This window comes from Bradyrhizobium sp. CCBAU 45394 (assembly GCF_028128655.1).
GTDB classification, from domain to species: domain Bacteria; phylum Pseudomonadota; class Alphaproteobacteria; order Rhizobiales; family Xanthobacteraceae; genus Bradyrhizobium; species Bradyrhizobium diazoefficiens.
On sequence record NZ_LBIX01000177.1, the window covers coordinates 648,917 to 664,712 of the forward strand.

The following is a 15,796-nucleotide window of genomic DNA, read 5'->3' on the forward strand; positions in this document are numbered from 1 at the left end:
CTCCTGAAGGAATATTGCCGTCATACTAGCGTGCACAAGCGCCGGGGCACCATCGAATTGCGCAATGCGCCTTGCGCAGCCGGCACGCCTCGGCTTGCTTGACTTGCGCGCGCTCTTCTCACCTTAATCGTGCGAAGCAAAAGCGTGCTTAGCGCCTTAACGCAAAACGAAAAAATCATCCGGGAGAGAGCCGTGGATTTCTCATTGCCAACAGATCTCGTCGCCTATCTCGGAGAGCTCGACCGTTTCATCGAACGCGAGATCAAGCCGCTGGAAGCGGCCGACGACAACATCCGCTTCTTTGATCATCGTCGCGAATGGGCGCGCACCGATTTCGAGAACGGCGGCCTGCCGCGGCACGAATGGGAGGCGCTGCTGCGCAAGGCCAAGGATCTCGCGGACGCCGCCGGGCACCTGCGCTTCCCGGTGCCGAAGCAGTATGGCGGCAAGGACGGCTCCAACCTCTGGATGGCGGTGATCCGCGAGCATTTTGCCGCCAAGGGCCTTGGCCTGCACAACGACCTTCAGAACGAGCATTCCATCGTCGGCAATTTCCCTGTTGTCACCATGCTCGACCGCTACGGCCGCGACGACCAGAAGGCGATGATCGACGGCTCGATCAAGGGCAAGTACCGCATCACCTTTGGCCTCACCGAGCCGCATCACGGCTCGGACGCCACCCACATGGAAACGCGTGCGGTGCCGGCGACCCGCGACAACGTCAAGGGCTGGATCATCAACGGCGAGAAGATGTGGACGACGGGCATGCACGTCGCCACGCATTGCGCGCTGTTCGCACGCACCTCGGGCAATGACGGCGATGCGCGCGGCATCACCTGCTTCCTGGTGCCGGCCAAGAGCCACGGCGTCAAGGTCGAGGAGTACATGTGGACCTTCAACATGCCGACCGATCATCCCCGCGTCAGCTTCACCGACGTGTTCGTGCCCGAGGATGCGCTGTTCGGCGAGGTCGGCCGCGGCCTGTCGCTGGCGCAGTGCTTCGTGCACCAGAACCGCATCCGTCAGGCGGCGAGCTCGCTGGGTGCCGCGGTCTACTGCATCAACGAGAGCGTCAAATATGCGCGCGAGCGAAAGCCGTTCGGAAAGGCGCTCGCCGAGAACCAGGCGATCCAGTTCCCGCTTGTCGAGCTCGCGACGCAAGCCGAGATGCTGCGCCTTCTGATCCGCAAGACCGCCTGGGAAATGGACCAGCTCACCGAGGAGCAGATCGAGCGCACGCTCTCCGACCGCGTCTCGATGTGCAACTACTGGGCAAACCGCCTCTGCTGCGAATCCGCCGACCGCGCCATGCAGGTCCACGGCGGCATGGGCTATTCACGCCACAAGCCGTTCGAGCATATCTATCGGCACCATCGCCGCTACCGGATCACGGAAGGCAGCGAGGAGATCCAGATGCGCAAGGTGGCGGGGTTCCTGTTCGGATATATGGGACCGGGGAAGCATTGAGGCTTGCACGGCTGTCGTAGGGTGGGCGAAGCGAAGCGTACGCACGATCCCTCGAATACGAAACGAGACCGTGGGCACGGCGCGTTGCGCCTTTGCCCACCCTACGGCATCGCGCGATCAGTTCACCCGCCGATCCTTCCCGGCCCAATACGGCTCCCTCAATTGCCGTCGCAAAATCTTGCCTGACGGATTCCTCGGCAGCGTCGGCAGAAACTCCACGGTCTTCGGCGTCTTGAACCCTGCGATGCGCTCGCGGGTGAAGTTGATGATGTCGGTCGCGGTCGCCTGCTTGCCGGGCTTCATCACCACCACCGCCTTCACCGCTTCGCCCCATTTATCGTCGGGCACGCCGATCACGGCGGCTTCGGCGACATCAGGATGATCGCACAGCGCGCTTTCGACCTCGGCGGGATAGATGTTCTCGCCGCCGGAGATGATCATGTCCTTGATGCGGTCGTGGATGTAGAGATAGCCGTCCTCGTCCATGTAGCCGGCATCGCCGGTGCGCAGCCAGCCGTCGCCGCGCAGCGTCGCCGCGGTTGCCTCCGGCAAATTCCAGTAGCCCGCCATGTTGGAGCCCGAGCGCGTCGCGATCTCGCCGACTTGGCGCGGCGGCAGCGGCTTGCCGTCCGCATCCAGAATGGCGATCTCGACACCGGGGAGCGCCTTGCCGGCCGAGCGCATCCGCTCCAGCCCCTCGACGTGATCCTCCGGCGGCAGCGCGACGATGGTGCCTGTCGTCTCGGTCATGCCGTACATCTGCACGAAGCCGCATTTGAAGACCTCGATGCACTCCTTCAGCAGCGCTGCCGGAATCGGCGAGGCGCCGTACAGCATGTATTTCAGCCTGGAGAAATCGACTGTCTTCGCGCGCGGCTGCCGCACCACGAACTGCATCGCTGCCGGCACCATGAAGAGCTTCGTGATGCCCGACTGCTCGAAGAAATCCAGCACCTTGGTCGGATCGAACTCGCGTGCGATCACGCCGCGGGCGCCGTGATAGAGACCCATCACGCCCCAGCCCGAGCCGCCGATGTGGAAGATCGGCATCGCGACCAGCGACACGTCGTCGGTCGACCACCGGTTCCACTCCGGCTTGTCCGCGGCGTTGCCTGTCTGCACCAGGTTGAGGAAGTTCGCGTGGCTCAGCATCGCGCCCTTCGGCTTGCCCGTGGTGCCTGACGTGTAGAGCTGGATCGCGATGTCTTTCGTATCGATCGGTACCTTCGGATCGTCGCTGCTCTGCGCATCGCGCCAGGCCGTAAAATCCTGCCATTCCGGCGCGCCGCCTTCGGTGGTGATGATCGTGCGGACGCCAGGCAACCGGTCCTTGATCTGGCGGACCAGTGTGATGAACTCCGGCCCGACGAACAGCACCGGCGCCTTGCAATCCGAAACGATGAAGGCGACCTCGGGTCCGGCAAGCCGCCAGTTCACCGGCGCCATCACCACGCCGGCCTTCATCGCGCCCATCAGCAGCTCGAAATAGAAGTCGCTGTTCTTGCCGAGATAGGCGATGCGCTCGCCCTTCTTCACGCCCATCGCCAGAAGCGCGTTGGCGACCTTGTTGGTCTTGATGTCGAACGCGACGAAGCTGGTGACGCGGCCCTCGAACTCGTAGGCGGTGGCATTGCCGCGACTCGTCGCGCGCTCGCGCACCATGTCGGCGAGATTCGCCAATGGCTGTGTGGACATGTTCCTCCCGTGACGTCTTGTTCTTATGCCGCCGAGTGTGGCGTCATCCGCGAGTGAAGACAAGATGGGGGAGCCCCGCCGTCGTCCTGGCGAAAGCCAGGACCCATAGCCGTAAAACGCAATTTGGCGAAGACCGGTCATGACCAATCTTCGCCAAACGACATTCGGTGGTAGTGGGTCCTGGCTTTCGCCAGGACGACTACGGAGAGAGCGGCTACCCCCGCTTCGCCCGGTCCTTCTCGTTCTGGGCCATGATGCTCTCGCGCGCGGTCTTCCAGTCGTCGTCGCTCCAGTCGCGGAGCTGGTAGAAATTGCCGCCCATCGCGAGCGCCTGGGCGCCGTCCATGGCGATGGTCTCGCCGGAGATCCAGTCGCAGCCGCCGGAGATCAGGAACACGGCGACGTTCTGCAGCTCCTCCATGGTACCGACGCGGCCCATCGGGTTCATCGCCTTGGTGCGCGCGCCGGCCTCGTCGCCCGGCTTGATGCGCTTGCTCATGCCCTCGGTCGGGATTTCGCCGGGCGCGATCGTGTTGAGGCGGATGCCGTAGCGGCCCCATTCGGTCGCAAGCGACATCGTCATGGCGTGGATCGCCGACTTGCTCATCGCCGACGGCACCACATAGGGCGAGCCGTTGCGCACCCAGGTCGTGGTGATCGAGACGACGTTGCCCGGCTGCTTCAAGGTGATCCAGCGCTTGCCGACCGCATGCGTCACGTAGAACGTGCCGTGCATGACGATGTTGGCGACGGCGTCGAAGCCGCGCGGCGACAGCTCTTCGGTGCGCGAGATGAAATTGCCGGCGGCGTTGTTGATGAGATCGGTGAGGGGCGCTTCGCGAAAGATGTTTTCGATCATCTCCTCGACCGCGAGCGCGTTGCGGATGTCGACGCCGTGGCTGGTGACGCGTCCGCCATAAAGATCCATCAATTCGGTCGCGGTCTCGTCGCACACGATCTTGCGTCGGCCGCAGATGTGCACTTCGGCTCCAAGCTGGAGGAAGCGCGCCGCCATCGACTTGCCGAGCCCGGTGCCGCCGCCGGTCACGAGGATGCGCCGGCCGGCCAGAAGATTTTCCTTGAACATGGGTGTTTCCCCCGTAGGGATTGTCGGTTAATTGATCGATTGACTAAATCCGGCCGCCGGCTTCCTGTAAAGCGGCACTGAACAAGAACAGGGGAGAATTCATCCATGGAAGAGCGCGTCTCGATCTCGATCTCGGAAGGCGTCGCCGACGTGCGCCTGGTGCGCGCGGACAAGATGAACGCGCTCGATCAGGCCATGTTCGAGGCCCTTGTTGCCGCAACAGACCGGCTTTCGAAGGACAAAAGCGTCCGCGTCGTCGTGCTCTCAGGCGAAGGCCGGGCGTTCTGCGCCGGTCTCGACATGGGGCGTTTTGCCGCCATGAAGGAGAAGGGCGGCAACGGAATTCCGGGTGGCGAAAATCGCGACCTCACCAAGCGCACGCACGGCCAGGCGAACTTTCCGCAACAGGCGGTATGGGGATGGCGCCAGCTTGCTGTTCCCGTAATCGCGGCCGTGCATGGCGTTGCCTTCGGTGGCGGCTTCCAGCTCTCGCTCGGTGCCGACATGCGCTTCCTCTCCCCCGATGCGCGGATGTCGGTGATGGAGATCAAATGGGGCCTCGTGCCTGATATGGCGGGCACGCCGATCCTGGCCAGTCTCGTGCGCGACGACATCCTGCGCGATCTCACCTATACGGGGCGCATCTTCTCCGCGCAGGAGGCGATGGCTTACGGCCTTGCCACGCGGATCTGCGACGATCCGCGGGCGGTCGCGCTGGAAGTGGCGCGCGAGATCGCCGGCAAGAGCCCCGATGCGATCCGCGCCGCCAAGCGCCTGCTCAACAATCTCTCGGTCGATCCGGGCCCGGCGCTGCTGGCCGAGTCCGTCGAGCAGCAGAAGCTGATCGGTAGTGCGAACCAGACCGAGGCGGTGCGCGCCAATCTGGAGAAGCGTGCGCCGAAGTTTGCGGATTAGTTCTCTGTCGTTCCGGGATGGTCCGAAGGACCAGACCCGGAACCTCGAGATTCCGGGTTCGATGCTGCGCATCGCCCCGGAATGACGGCCACTACCCACAACAAAGAAAAACAACAATGAGCGAAACGTCCCAATTCCTCGGCATCGTCTCCGGCGACCGCCGCCGTTCCCACGCCGAGGTCGCCAATCGCGCCGACCGCATCGCGAACGGCCTCAGCAAGATCGGCGTCCGCCCGGGCGATTGCGTCTGCATGCTGATGCGCAACGACATCGCCTTCCTGGAGGCCGCCTACGCCGCGATGCGGCTGGGTGCCTATGGCGTGCCGATCAACTGGCACTTCAAGCCGGAAGAGATCAACTACATCCTCAACGACACCGGCACGCCCGTGCTGATCGGGCAGGCCGACATGCTGCACGCGCTGCGCGATGCGATTCCATCGGGCGTCACCGTGCTCAGCGTGCCGACGCCGCCGGAGATCCTGTCCAGTTACAAGATCGATCCGGATCATCTGGCGACGCCGGACTTCGCGATCGATTTCGAATCCTGGCTCGCGCAGCATCAGCCTTATGACGGCCCAATCGTGCCGCAGCCGATGAGCATGATCTATACGTCAGGCACGACCGGCCATCCCAAGGGCGTGCGGCGCAATGCGCCGACGCCGGAGCAGCAGGCCGCCGGCGAGCGCATGCGCGCGATGATCTATGGTCTGAAGCCGGGCGCCCGCGCGATCCTGCCGGGCCCGCTCTATCATTCCGCGCCGAACTCGTTCGGCATCCGCGCGGGAAAACTCGGCGGCGCGCTGGTGCTGATGCCGCGCTTCGAGGCGGAAGAGTTTTTGGAGCTGATCGAACGCTACAGGATCGACACCGTCTTCATGGTGCCGACCATGTTCATCCGCCTGATGAAGCTGCCGGAACAGGTGCGCAAGAAGTACGATGTCTCCTCGCTGCGCCATATCATCCACGCGGCAGCGCCTTGCCCGGCCGACGTCAAGCGCGCCATGATCGACTGGTGGGGGCCGGTGATCTACGAATTCTACGGCTCGACCGAATCCAGCGCCGTCACCTTTGCGACCTCCGAGGACGCGCTCAAGAAGCCCGGCACCGTCGGCAAGATTTCTCCCGGCGCCGAGCTGCGCTTCCTCGGCGAGGACGGCCGCGTGCTGGGTGTGGGCGAGATCGGCGAGATCTATTCCCGCATGGCGGAGATGGCCGACTTCACCTATCACAACAAGCCGGAGAAGCGCGCCGAGATCGACCGTGACGGCTTCATCACCTCCGGCGACGTCGGCTACATCGACGAAGACGGCTACGTCTTCATCTGCGATCGCAAGCGCGACATGGTGATCTCGGGCGGCGTCAACATCTATCCGGCCGAGATCGAGTCCGTGCTGCACGCCGTGCCCGGCGTGCATGATTGCGCGGTGTTCGGTATCCCCGACGCCGAATTCGGCGAGGCATTGATGGCGGTGGTCGAGCCGCAAGCGGGCATCACGCTCGATGCCGCGGATGTCCGCGCGCGGCTGAAGACCTCGCTCGCCGACTACAAGGTGCCCAAGCACATCGAGATCCGCAGCGGGCTGCCGCGCGAAGACTCCGGCAAGATATTCAAGCGCCGCCTGCGCGATCCCTATTGGGAGCAGGCGGGGCGGAAGATCTGAAGAATGCGTAGGGTGGGCAAAGCGAAGCGTGCCCACCATGACAATCGAAGTTGCTGATGGTGGGCACGGCGCAAACGCGCCTTTGCCCACCCTACGAGACACAGGACGGGGAAACATTCGTCATGAGTGACGCCACCAAAGAAGTCCTCTACGAGGTCGCTGATCACATCGCGACCATCACGCTGAATGCGCCGGAGCGCATGAACACGATCTCCGGGCCGATGCTGAACGATCTGGCGCGGCTCTTGACCGAGGCCAATGAGGACAAGAACGTCACGCGTCGTGATCCTCACCGGCAAGGGGCGGGCATTCTGCGCGGGTCTCGACCTGCGCAAGGAGCGCGACGGCAATGGCCTGAGCGCGGCGTCCTCTCCGACCACGATCAACCTGCGCAACACACCGCCGACGGTCTTGCAGGCGATGGACAAGCCGACCATCTGTGCCGTCAACGGCGGCGCCGCCGGCTACGGCATGGACACCGCGCTCGGCTGCGACATCCGCATCATGGCGGAATCCGCAAAACTCGCCGCAGCCTTCGTCAAGCGCGGCGTGGTGCCGGAATCCGGCGGCACCTGGCTGCTGCCACGCATGCTCGGTTGGGCCAAGGCCTCCGAGCTGATTTTCACCGGCCGCACGCTGAGCGCACGCGAGTGCCTGGACTGGGGCCTTGCCAACGAGGTCGTGCCGGACGCCGACTTGATGAGCCGCGCCACTGCGATTGCCTGCGAAATCGCCGCCAACGCGCCGCTCGCGGTGCAAGCCTCCAAGCGCATGATGCGGATGGGCCTCAACGAGAACTTCTCCGACCACGTCCACCACGTCTATCTCCAACTCCTGCCATTGTTCAAAACCCAGGACATGGCCGAGGGCATGAAGGCCTTCATGGAGAAGCGCGAGCCGAAGTTCGAGGGGCGGTAGGCCAGGTCGGCTGGCACACGCAGGAGTGGCAATTATGGATCGGCTCGGCTAGATTGGCGGTCCCGCTCCAGCCGCTTGCGATCACCTATGCCCTCATTCCGCGCCAGCTTCTTCGAAGTCCCTCATGCGGCCGTCTACGCGCTGATGACGGTGACGGTCCTCACGTCGGGGTTTTGCTTCATCCAGGCGGGCGGTCCGTCGGCGCCGGCGGAGTTGCTGTATCGCTACGGTGGCATGTACACGACCGCAATCGCGCGGCATGAGTATTGGCGACTGCTCGCCTACGGCTTCCTGCACGTCAATTTCGTCCACCTCACGATGAACATGTTGTGTCTGGTGCTGTGGGGCGGGCATCTCGAGCGGCGGGTGGGACCGGCCTATTTCCTCATCATCTACCTCTGCGCGATGGTGTTCGGCGCCGTCATCGGCAATGGCATTCATTCCACGCCCTATTTGACGGTCGGCGCGTCCGGCGCCACGTCGGGCATTCTGGGCGCGCTGCTTTGCCTGTGGATTCTCGGCAAGCTCGATGTCGGGTTCGATTTCTTCGCGATCAACATCGGATTGAACATCGCGTTTGCGTTCGGCAATTCACGGATTGACTGGGGTGTCCATCTTGGTGGTTTTGCAGCTGGCTTGATCGCCTGCGCATTGCTGGACCTCATCGAGAAGGCGAATATCCATGTGCTTCGGTGCAAGTTTCCGGAAGCGGTAAAGGTCAATCTCACCCTGCTTGCCTGCGTTGCCGCGCTGTGGGCCTGGAGCGGCCAGGCTCAGGTGATCGCCGCCGGGGGCGCCGGATGGGGCCCGGCCCTCGTCGTCGTGGCCGCGTGTTGTGCCGTGGTGAAGATGGTTGATCTCATCCTCTCCATGAAGAAGGGCCTCGCGATCGTCGTGACGGTTCTGGCCGGAGCGAACGCTGCGGCCGTGATGCTTTCCGGTGGGGCTCTGGCATCGACTTGCAGCCCGCGCTGGCCAACTGGCTCCGTTCCGCTCGATAATCTTCTCGTCATATTCTGCCCCAATCCTGTTCTCATTTCGGGGCTGGCCGCGATTGGCGCCGCTGCGGTGACGCTTTGGCTCTGTTCGAAGGAGATTTCGCGCGGGATCGAGGATGTTGGATTCGTCGGCACGTCGTTGCGTGCCGAACGCAGCCGACGTCATGGACTATGACCGCGGAAGGCGTGCTATAAAGAGGGATCACCGACCTCCGGATAATCCCATGGCCCCTGTTTCCATCCTGCTCAACCTGCTCTGGATCCTCATCGGCGGCGCCTGGATGGCGTTCGGCTGGCTGGTCGCCGCGGTCATCATGGCCGTCACCATCATTGGCCTGCCCTGGGCGCGGGCTGCGTTCAACATCGCCGTCTACACGCTGCTGCCGTTCGGCTCGAAAGCGGTCAGCCGCTACGAGGTCACGGGTGTCGAGGATATCGGCACCGGCCCGCTCGGCGTGATCGGCAATATCATCTGGTTCGTGCTGGCCGGCTGGTGGCTGGCGCTCGGCCACCTCGTGACCGCGTTGGTGCTCGCGATCACCATCATCGGCATCCCCTTCGCCTGGGCACACCTGAAGCTCGCGGGCATCGCGCTGTGGCCGATCGGCAAGGTGATTGTGCCGGCCTAGCGGCAGTCCCGGTCCCAAGTAACACCCCAAGTGTGCGCCGCCCCCAAGTTCGCCTTGCACTGCGGCAGAAAAATATCGCACACTCAGTCGGCCGGGGAGCCAAGCGAGCTCGAACCAGGGGAGCGAGCCATGTCCCTCCAGACATTACCATCCGACGCCGCAGATTCTCGCCCCAATCGCCCGGAGGACGTCCAGGCGCTGGAGGCGGATGCCCGGCTGCGGGACGACATTCGCCTGCTCGGACGCATCCTGGGCGACACGGTGCGCGACCAGGAGGGCGCCGACTTGTTCGACCTGGTCGAGCGCATCCGCCAGACCTCGATCCGGTTCCACCGCGACGAGGACCGGCTCGCCCGCCGCGAGCTCGAGCAGATCCTCGACAGCATGTCGACCTCCGAGACGGTGCGGATCGTCCGCGCCTTCAGCTATTTCTCCCACCTCGCCAACATCGCCGAGGACCAGAACAACATCCGCCAGATGCGCGCCCGCACCGCGGCCAAGATCGGCGGCTCCGGCGTGCTGGCGGACACGCTGGCGCATGCCAAGGCCGCGGGCATCGGCCCTGACGCCCTGCGCAACTTCTTCAAGACCGCGCTCGTCAGCCCGGTGCTGACCGCGCACCCGACCGAGGTCCGCCGCAAGAGCACCATGGACCGCGAGATGGAGGTCGCTAGCCTGCTCGACCGCCGCGAGCGCGTCGCGTTGACCGAGGACGAAGCCGCCGCCAGCGACGAGCAGCTCCGCCGCGAGGTGCTGACGCTGTGGCAGACCAATCTGCTTCGCCGGACCAAGCTCACCGTGCTCGACGAGGTCGCCAACGGCCTGTCCTTCTACGACTACACGTTCCTGCGCGAGGTGCCGCGGCTGGTCAACGTGCTGGAAGACCGGCTGGAGGAGGACAGCGAGCAGGCGGCCAGCGAGCTCGCCTCGTTCCTGCGCATGGGCAGCTGGATCGGCGGCGATCGCGACGGCAATCCCTTCGTCACCGCCGACGTCATGCGCGGCACGCTGCGGCTGCAGTCGAGCCGGGTGATGCAGTTCTATCTGAACGAGCTGCACGTGCTCGGCTCCGAGCTGTCGATTGCGGCCCATCTCGCCGACGTCTCCGAGGAGCTGCGCACGCTGGCGGAACGCTCGCCCGATACGTCGCCGCACCGGAGCGGCGAGCCGTATCGCCTCGCGGTCTCCGGCATCTATGCGCGCCTGACGGCGACGGCTGAAGCGCTCGAGGTCGAGATCACGCGCCGGCCGGTCGGCAAGGGCAGGCCTTACGAGAGCGTCAAGGAGTTGCAAGCCGATCTCGACGTGCTGCACCGTTCGCTGATCTCCAACAACGCCCGCGTCATCGCCCGCGGCCGGCTGCGGCTGTTGCGCCGCGCGGTGGACTGCTTCGGCTTCCATCTGGCGCGGCTCGACATCCGCCAGAACTCGGCGGTGCACGAGCGCACCATCGCGGAGCTGATGGACGCCGCCAACCCCGGCATGTCCTATCTCGCGCTTGGCGAGGACGCGCGCATCTCGCTGCTCACCAACGAACTCCGCAGCACGCGCGCGCTGGTGTCCCCGTTCGTCAAGTACAGCGACGAGACCATGGGCGAGCTCAACGTCTTCCACGCCGCCGCGGAGGCGCATGCGAAGTTCGGCTCGGACGCGATCCCCCAATGCATCATCTCGATGTGCAAGGGCATGTCGGACATGCTCGAGGTCGCCGTGCTGCTCAAGGAGGTGGGCCTCGTCCATCCCTCCGGGCGCAGCGCGATCAACATCGTGCCGCTGTTCGAGACCATCGAGGATCTGCAGGCCTCCAGCGCCATCATGGACCGCATGCTGTCGCTGCACGATTACCGCCGCCTGGTCGACAGCCGCGGCAGCGTGCAGGAGGTCATGCTCGGCTATTCCGACAGCAACAAGGATGGCGGCTTCGTCACCTCGGGCTGGGAGCTCTACAAGGCCGAGATCAATCTCGTCGACGTGTTCGAGCGCCATCACGTGCGCCTGCGCCTGTTCCACGGCCGCGGCGGCTCGGTCGGCCGCGGCGGCGGGCCGAGCTACGACGCGATCATCGCGCAGCCCGGCGGCGCCGTGAACGGCCAGATCCGCATCACCGAGCAGGGCGAGATCATCTCGTCGAAATATTCCAACGCCGAAGTCGGCCGCAACAATCTGGAGATCCTCGCCGCCGCGACGCTGGAGGCGAGCCTGCTGCATCCGCGCCAGAGCGCGCCGCGCCGCGAATACCTCACTGCAATGGACGAATTGTCGAGTCTCGCCTTTAGGGCTTATCGCGGCCTTGTCTACGAGACCGACGGTTTCGTCGATTACTTCTGGGCCTCGACCGTCATCAACGAGATCGCGACGCTCAACATCGGCAGCCGCCCGGCCTCGCGCAAGAAGACCCGCGCGATCGAAGACCTTCGCGCCATTCCCTGGGTGTTCTCCTGGGCGCAATGCCGCCTGATGCTGCCGGGCTGGTACGGCTTTGGCACCGCGGTCGAGCAATGGATCGCCGAGCATCCGCAACAGGGCATGCCGTTCCTCAAAGAGCTCTACAAGGAATGGCCGTTCTTCCGCATGCTCTTGTCGAACATGGACATGGTGCTGGCGAAAAGCTCGATCGCGATCGCCTCGCGTTATGCCGAGCTCGTACCGGATGAGGCGTTGCGCGAAAAAATCTTCGGCCGCATCCGCCGCGAATGGCATTCCTGCATCGAGACGCTGCTCGACATCATGGGCCAGGACCGGCTGCTGCAAGGCAACCCGCTGCTCGAACGCTCCGTGCGCCACCGCTTCCCCTATCTCGACCCGCTCAACCACGTGCAGGTCGAGCTGCTGAGGGAGCACCGCGCGCAGAACCCGGACGAACAGGTGCTGCGCGGGATTCAGCTCACCATCAACGGTATCTCTGCGGGGCTGAGGAATACGGGCTAACCTCAGCCGTCGTTCCGGGGCGCCCGAAGGGCGAACCCGGAACCTCGAGATTTCGGCTCTGCGAGCCGCCCCGGAATGACGGCGCACACATCAACAGAAATGCGCCCCCTGTGTCTCCACATAGACCGCATAGAGCGACTGGCTCGCGGTCATGAACAGGCGGTTGCGCTTCCTGCCGCCGAAGCAGACATTGGCGCAGGTCTCGGGCAGCAGGATCTGTCCGATGCGCGCGCCGTCGTTCGGTGCGAACACCTGCACGCCGTCATAGCCCGGACCGACCCAGCCGGCGCCGACCCAGATGTTGCCCTCGGTGTCGACCCGCAGGCCATCGGGGAAGCCCGACTTGCCGTCGAGCTTCATGTCGATCAGCCGCTTCGGGTTCGACAGCTTCGGCCCGTCGATGTCGTAGGACCACACCACGTTCTCCGCCTGCGGATAATGCGTGATGCCGGTGTCGCAGACATAGAGCTTCTTGTAGTCGTGAGAGAATGCGATGCCGTTCGGCTTGAACGGCTCGTCGGCGACCTTCGCAACCTGTCCGGTCTGCGTGTCGAGACGATAGACCGCTTCCTTCTGATACGGCTGCAACGAGCCGGTATTGGCAAGCTTGCCCTCGTAGATGCTGATCGCGCCATAACCGGGATCGGTGAACCAGATCGCCTTGTCGTTGGGGTGCACGACCATGTCGTTGGGGCCGTTGAGCGGCTTGCCGCCAGCCTGCTCGGCCAGCGTCGTCACCGAACCGTCATGCTCGTAGCGGACGAGGCGGGTGCGCTCGGCGCTGATCTGGCGGCCCTCGGTGTCGAACGAGTTGCCGTTGGCCTCGTTCGACGGCTTGTGGAACTGCTCGGAGATGTGCCCGTCGTCGTCGAGATAGCGCAGCTGCCGGTTGGCCGGGATATCGCTCCAGACGAGATATTGGCCCTGCGCATTCCACGCCGGTCCCTCCGCCCACAGGCAGCCGGTATAGAGCCGCTTGATCGCGGTGTTGCCGACCTTGGCCTTGAAGCGCTTGGGGTCGATGGCAATGATGTCGGGGTCGGGATAGCGCTGCGGCTCGGCATTGGCGCCGAACTCGCGGGCGTCAGCGCGCGCGGCGAGCAGGGCGGTTGCGGCCACCGTGGCCGCGCCCTTGAGAAGAGTGCGGCGGCCGAGACCGCCACGCTCGCTTGCAGTCGTATTGTCGGAGTTGGTCAGTATTCTTGTCATGGTTTCCTCCCAAAGTTTTGTTGGGAGGACAGCATCCGCCTGCAATCGGGCGTAAACCGGGGCGATCTCTGATCGAGACAACCAGAGATCGCAGGGCAGGGATGCCGGAAATGCGGCTGGACGGATCCTTACACGGGATCCCAGGGGAAGATATCGGCGGAGCGGTCGAGCTTGTAGAACGAGCCCTTCAGCGCCGGCATGCCGTGTTCCGCGATCGATTGCGGCGTCCAGCCTTCGCTGCGATGCACCGAGCGCAGCGGGCGGTTCTGGCTGAACAGGAACAGCTCGTTCATGCGCGCGCCGAAAATCTGCCCGCTGACGTCCTTGGCGGCATCGGACAGCAGATAGGCGCAGACCGGCGCGATCTTCTCCGGGCCCATCTGCTTGATCTTCTCGACGCGTGCCTTCTCGGCTTCGGTCTCGGTCGGGATGGTGCCGATCATGCGGGTCCAGGCGAACGGCGAGACGCAGTTGGAGCGGACGTTGAAGCGGCCCATGTCGAGCGCGATCGACTTCGACAGGCCGACGATGCCGAGCTTGGCGGCGGCGTAGTTGGCCTGGCCAAAGTTGCCGATCAGGCCCGAGGTGGAGGTGAAGTGCACGAAGGAGCCGCTCTCCTGCTCACGGAAAATCCGCGCCGCGGCGTGGCTGACGTAGAACGAGCCCATCAAATGCACCTTGATGACGGCCTCGAACGCTTCCACGCTCATCTTGTGGAAGATCATGTCGCGCAAAATGCCGGCATTGTTGACGACGCCGTCGAGCCGGCCGAAATGATCGGTCGCGGTCTTCACGATCTTGCTGGCGGGAATCGCTTCCGCCACCGACTCGAAATTGGCAACCGCCGCGCCGCCGCGCTTCTTGATCTCCTCGACGACTTCCTCGGCGGGAGAAGCGCTCGAGCCGGCACCGTCGGCAGCGACACCGGGATCGTTGACGACGACCTTGGCGCCTTCCGCCGCGCAGAGCAGCGCGATCTCCCGTCCGATGCCGCGGCCTGCGCCGGTGACGATGATGACCTTGTCTTGCAGTGATTTTGTCATGTGGGTGCCTCCTGTTATGCCCGTCATTCCGGGATGGTGCGAAGCACCAGACCCGGAATCTCGAGATTCCGGGTTCGCGCTGCGCGCGCCCCGGAATGACGGTGCGTTACCTCTCGTTCGTAAACACGATCGTGCCCGATGCCGCGAACATGCCGCCGACGCCATGGCACACCGAAATCTTCGCGTTCGGCACCTGCGCCGGCGCGATGCCGCGCATCTGGCGCACGCTCTCCTGGAGCGCGTACATGCCGTACATGCCCGAGTGCATGTAGGAGAGACCGCCGCCATTGGTGTTGAGCGGTAGCTTAGCCCCGGGCCGCGTGTTGCCGTCGGCGATGAACTTCCCCGTTTCCTCATGCGGCATGAAGCCGAGATCGCCGAGGCCGAACAGCGGCAGATGCGCGAACGCGTCGTAGATCATGAGATGATCGACGTCCTTGTGCGCGATGCCGGCTTCCTTGAACGCGAGGGGACCCGCGGTCTTGAACGCGCGCGAGGAATTAAACGTCTCCATCTGGCTGACCATCGGCGTTTCCACGCTCTCGCCGGTGCCCATGATGTAGACGGGCTTGCGCGGAAAATCCCTGGCGCGGTCGGCCGAGGTCAGAATCAGCGCGCCGCCGCCGTCAGTGACGAGGCAGCACTGCAGCAGGCGGAACGGATAGGCGATCATGCGCGAATTGAGGACATCAGCGACCGTGATCGGTTCCTTCATCATCGCCCGCGGATTCTTCGCCGCCCATTCGCGCTGCACCACCGCGACCGCGGCAAGCTGCTCGTGGGTGATGCCGTAGGTTTTCATGAAGCGCAACACAGGGATCGGGAACATGCTGGGCGGACCATAGACGCCATAGGGCGCCTCGAACTGGCCGTTGAGGCTGTCCGCCGGCGTCGAGCGCGGCAGCTTGCCGATCATCGATTTGCCGCTCTCGGCATGGGTGATCAGCACGGTCTTGCACAGGCCGGCCTCGATCGCCGCGGCGGCATGACGAACATGCAGCATGAAGGAGCAGCCGCCGACCGAGGTGCCGTCCACCCAGGTAGGCCTAATGCCGAGATAGTGGCAGACCTGCTGCGGCGTTTCGACCGCTGTGGCAAAGCCGTCGATGTCCGAGAGCTTCAGCCCGGCATCGGCGATGGCATTGAGCGCCGCGTCCGCGTGAAGCTGGAGCTGCGAGGCGTTGGGGATGACGCCGAGCTCGGTGGTCTCGGCCGCGCCGACGACGGCGACCTGGTTGCTGCGCAT

General features: G+C 64.4%; 11 protein-coding genes and 1 pseudogene. 7 read left to right on the forward strand and 5 right to left on the reverse strand.

What is annotated here, in order from left to right; all coding sequences use genetic code 11:
• The first annotated feature begins 192 nt into the window (after positions 1 to 192).
• The gene (locus WN73_RS43785) at positions 193 to 1,467 is read left to right on the forward strand and encodes an acyl-CoA dehydrogenase family protein (RefSeq protein ID WP_271558416.1); all 1,275 of its coding nucleotides are present in this window, start codon (positions 193 to 195) and stop codon (positions 1,465 to 1,467) included.
• Between the two features lie 117 nt (positions 1,468 to 1,584).
• Here the strand turns inward: WN73_RS43785 and WN73_RS43790 are convergent, their stop codons facing one another.
• Positions 1,585 to 3,162, reverse strand: coding sequence for a fatty acid--CoA ligase (locus tag WN73_RS43790; protein WP_271558417.1), 1,578 nt, complete (start codon positions 3,160 to 3,162; stop codon positions 1,585 to 1,587).
• 214 nt (positions 3,163 to 3,376) lie between these two features.
• Entirely contained in the window at positions 3,377 to 4,249 is an 873-nt protein-coding gene (locus WN73_RS43795) for an SDR family oxidoreductase (protein WP_028172371.1), read from the reverse strand.
• Between the two features lie 105 nt (positions 4,250 to 4,354).
• On the opposite strand from WN73_RS43795, the gene WN73_RS43800 reads away from it, so the two are divergent.
• The 6 genes and pseudogenes from WN73_RS43800 (at position 4,355) to ppc (ending at position 12,298) form a co-directional block, all read left to right on the forward strand.
• Positions 4,355 to 5,164, forward strand: coding sequence for a crotonase/enoyl-CoA hydratase family protein (locus WN73_RS43800; RefSeq protein ID WP_271558418.1), 810 nt, complete (start codon positions 4,355 to 4,357; stop codon positions 5,162 to 5,164).
• A 116-nt stretch (positions 5,165 to 5,280) separates the two neighbouring features.
• On the forward strand, positions 5,281 to 6,825 hold the full coding sequence (locus WN73_RS43805) for an acyl-CoA synthetase (RefSeq protein ID WP_271558419.1): 1,545 nt from the start codon (positions 5,281 to 5,283) through the stop codon (positions 6,823 to 6,825).
• A gap of 122 nt (positions 6,826 to 6,947) precedes the next feature.
• A pseudogene (locus tag WN73_RS43810) lies at positions 6,948 to 7,743 on the forward strand (enoyl-CoA hydratase/isomerase family protein).
• Between the two features lie 87 nt (positions 7,744 to 7,830).
• Positions 7,831 to 8,916, forward strand: a complete 1,086-nt coding sequence (locus WN73_RS43815) for a rhomboid family intramembrane serine protease (protein ID WP_271558421.1) — start codon at positions 7,831 to 7,833, stop codon at positions 8,914 to 8,916.
• 49 nt (positions 8,917 to 8,965) lie between these two features.
• Positions 8,966 to 9,370, forward strand: coding sequence for a YccF domain-containing protein (locus WN73_RS43820; protein WP_161535831.1), 405 nt, complete (start codon positions 8,966 to 8,968; stop codon positions 9,368 to 9,370).
• Between the two features lie 129 nt (positions 9,371 to 9,499).
• Positions 9,500 to 12,298, forward strand: a complete 2,799-nt coding sequence (ppc, locus tag WN73_RS43825; RefSeq protein ID WP_271558422.1) for a phosphoenolpyruvate carboxylase — start codon at positions 9,500 to 9,502, stop codon at positions 12,296 to 12,298.
• 90 nt (positions 12,299 to 12,388) lie between these two features.
• Here the strand turns inward: ppc and WN73_RS43830 are convergent, their stop codons facing one another.
• From WN73_RS43830 to WN73_RS43840, 3 genes are all read right to left on the reverse strand, one after another.
• A complete protein-coding gene (locus WN73_RS43830; RefSeq protein ID WP_271558423.1) occupies positions 12,389 to 13,507 on the reverse strand; it encodes an SMP-30/gluconolactonase/LRE family protein in 1,119 nt (372 codons plus the stop codon).
• A gap of 128 nt (positions 13,508 to 13,635) precedes the next feature.
• Positions 13,636 to 14,550: an SDR family oxidoreductase gene (locus tag WN73_RS43835; protein ID WP_011085741.1), complete on the reverse strand. Its 915-nt coding sequence runs from the start codon at positions 14,548 to 14,550 to the stop codon at positions 13,636 to 13,638.
• A 106-nt stretch (positions 14,551 to 14,656) separates the two neighbouring features.
• On the reverse strand, positions 14,657 to 15,796 hold the full coding sequence (locus tag WN73_RS43840; RefSeq protein ID WP_161535828.1) for a thiolase C-terminal domain-containing protein: 1,140 nt from the start codon (positions 15,794 to 15,796) through the stop codon (positions 14,657 to 14,659).

Excerpts from the sequence above, each read along its gene's own strand:
- WN73_RS43790 (WP_271558417.1), bottom strand. The coding sequence starts at position 3,162 with ATGTCCACACAGCCATTGGCGAATCTCGCCGACATGGTGCGCGAGCGC.
- WN73_RS43820 (WP_161535831.1), top strand. The coding sequence starts at position 8,966 with ATGGCCCCTGTTTCCATCCTGCTCAACCTGCTCTGGATCCTCATCGGC.
- WN73_RS43800 (WP_271558418.1), top strand. The coding sequence starts at position 4,355 with ATGGAAGAGCGCGTCTCGATCTCGATCTCGGAAGGCGTCGCCGACGTG.
- WN73_RS43835 (WP_011085741.1), bottom strand. The coding sequence starts at position 14,550 with ATGACAAAATCACTGCAAGACAAGGTCATCATCGTCACCGGCGCAGGC.
- WN73_RS43795 (WP_028172371.1), bottom strand. The coding sequence starts at position 4,249 with ATGTTCAAGGAAAATCTTCTGGCCGGCCGGCGCATCCTCGTGACCGGC.
- WN73_RS43830 (WP_271558423.1), bottom strand. The coding sequence starts at position 13,507 with ATGACAAGAATACTGACCAACTCCGACAATACGACTGCAAGCGAGCGT.
- ppc (WP_271558422.1), top strand. The coding sequence starts at position 9,500 with ATGTCCCTCCAGACATTACCATCCGACGCCGCAGATTCTCGCCCCAAT.
- WN73_RS43815 (WP_271558421.1), top strand. The coding sequence starts at position 7,831 with ATGCCCTCATTCCGCGCCAGCTTCTTCGAAGTCCCTCATGCGGCCGTC.
- WN73_RS43805 (WP_271558419.1), top strand. The coding sequence starts at position 5,281 with ATGAGCGAAACGTCCCAATTCCTCGGCATCGTCTCCGGCGACCGCCGC.
- WN73_RS43840 (WP_161535828.1), bottom strand. The coding sequence starts at position 15,796 with ATGCGCAGCAACCAGGTCGCCGTCGTCGGCGCGGCCGAGACCACCGAG.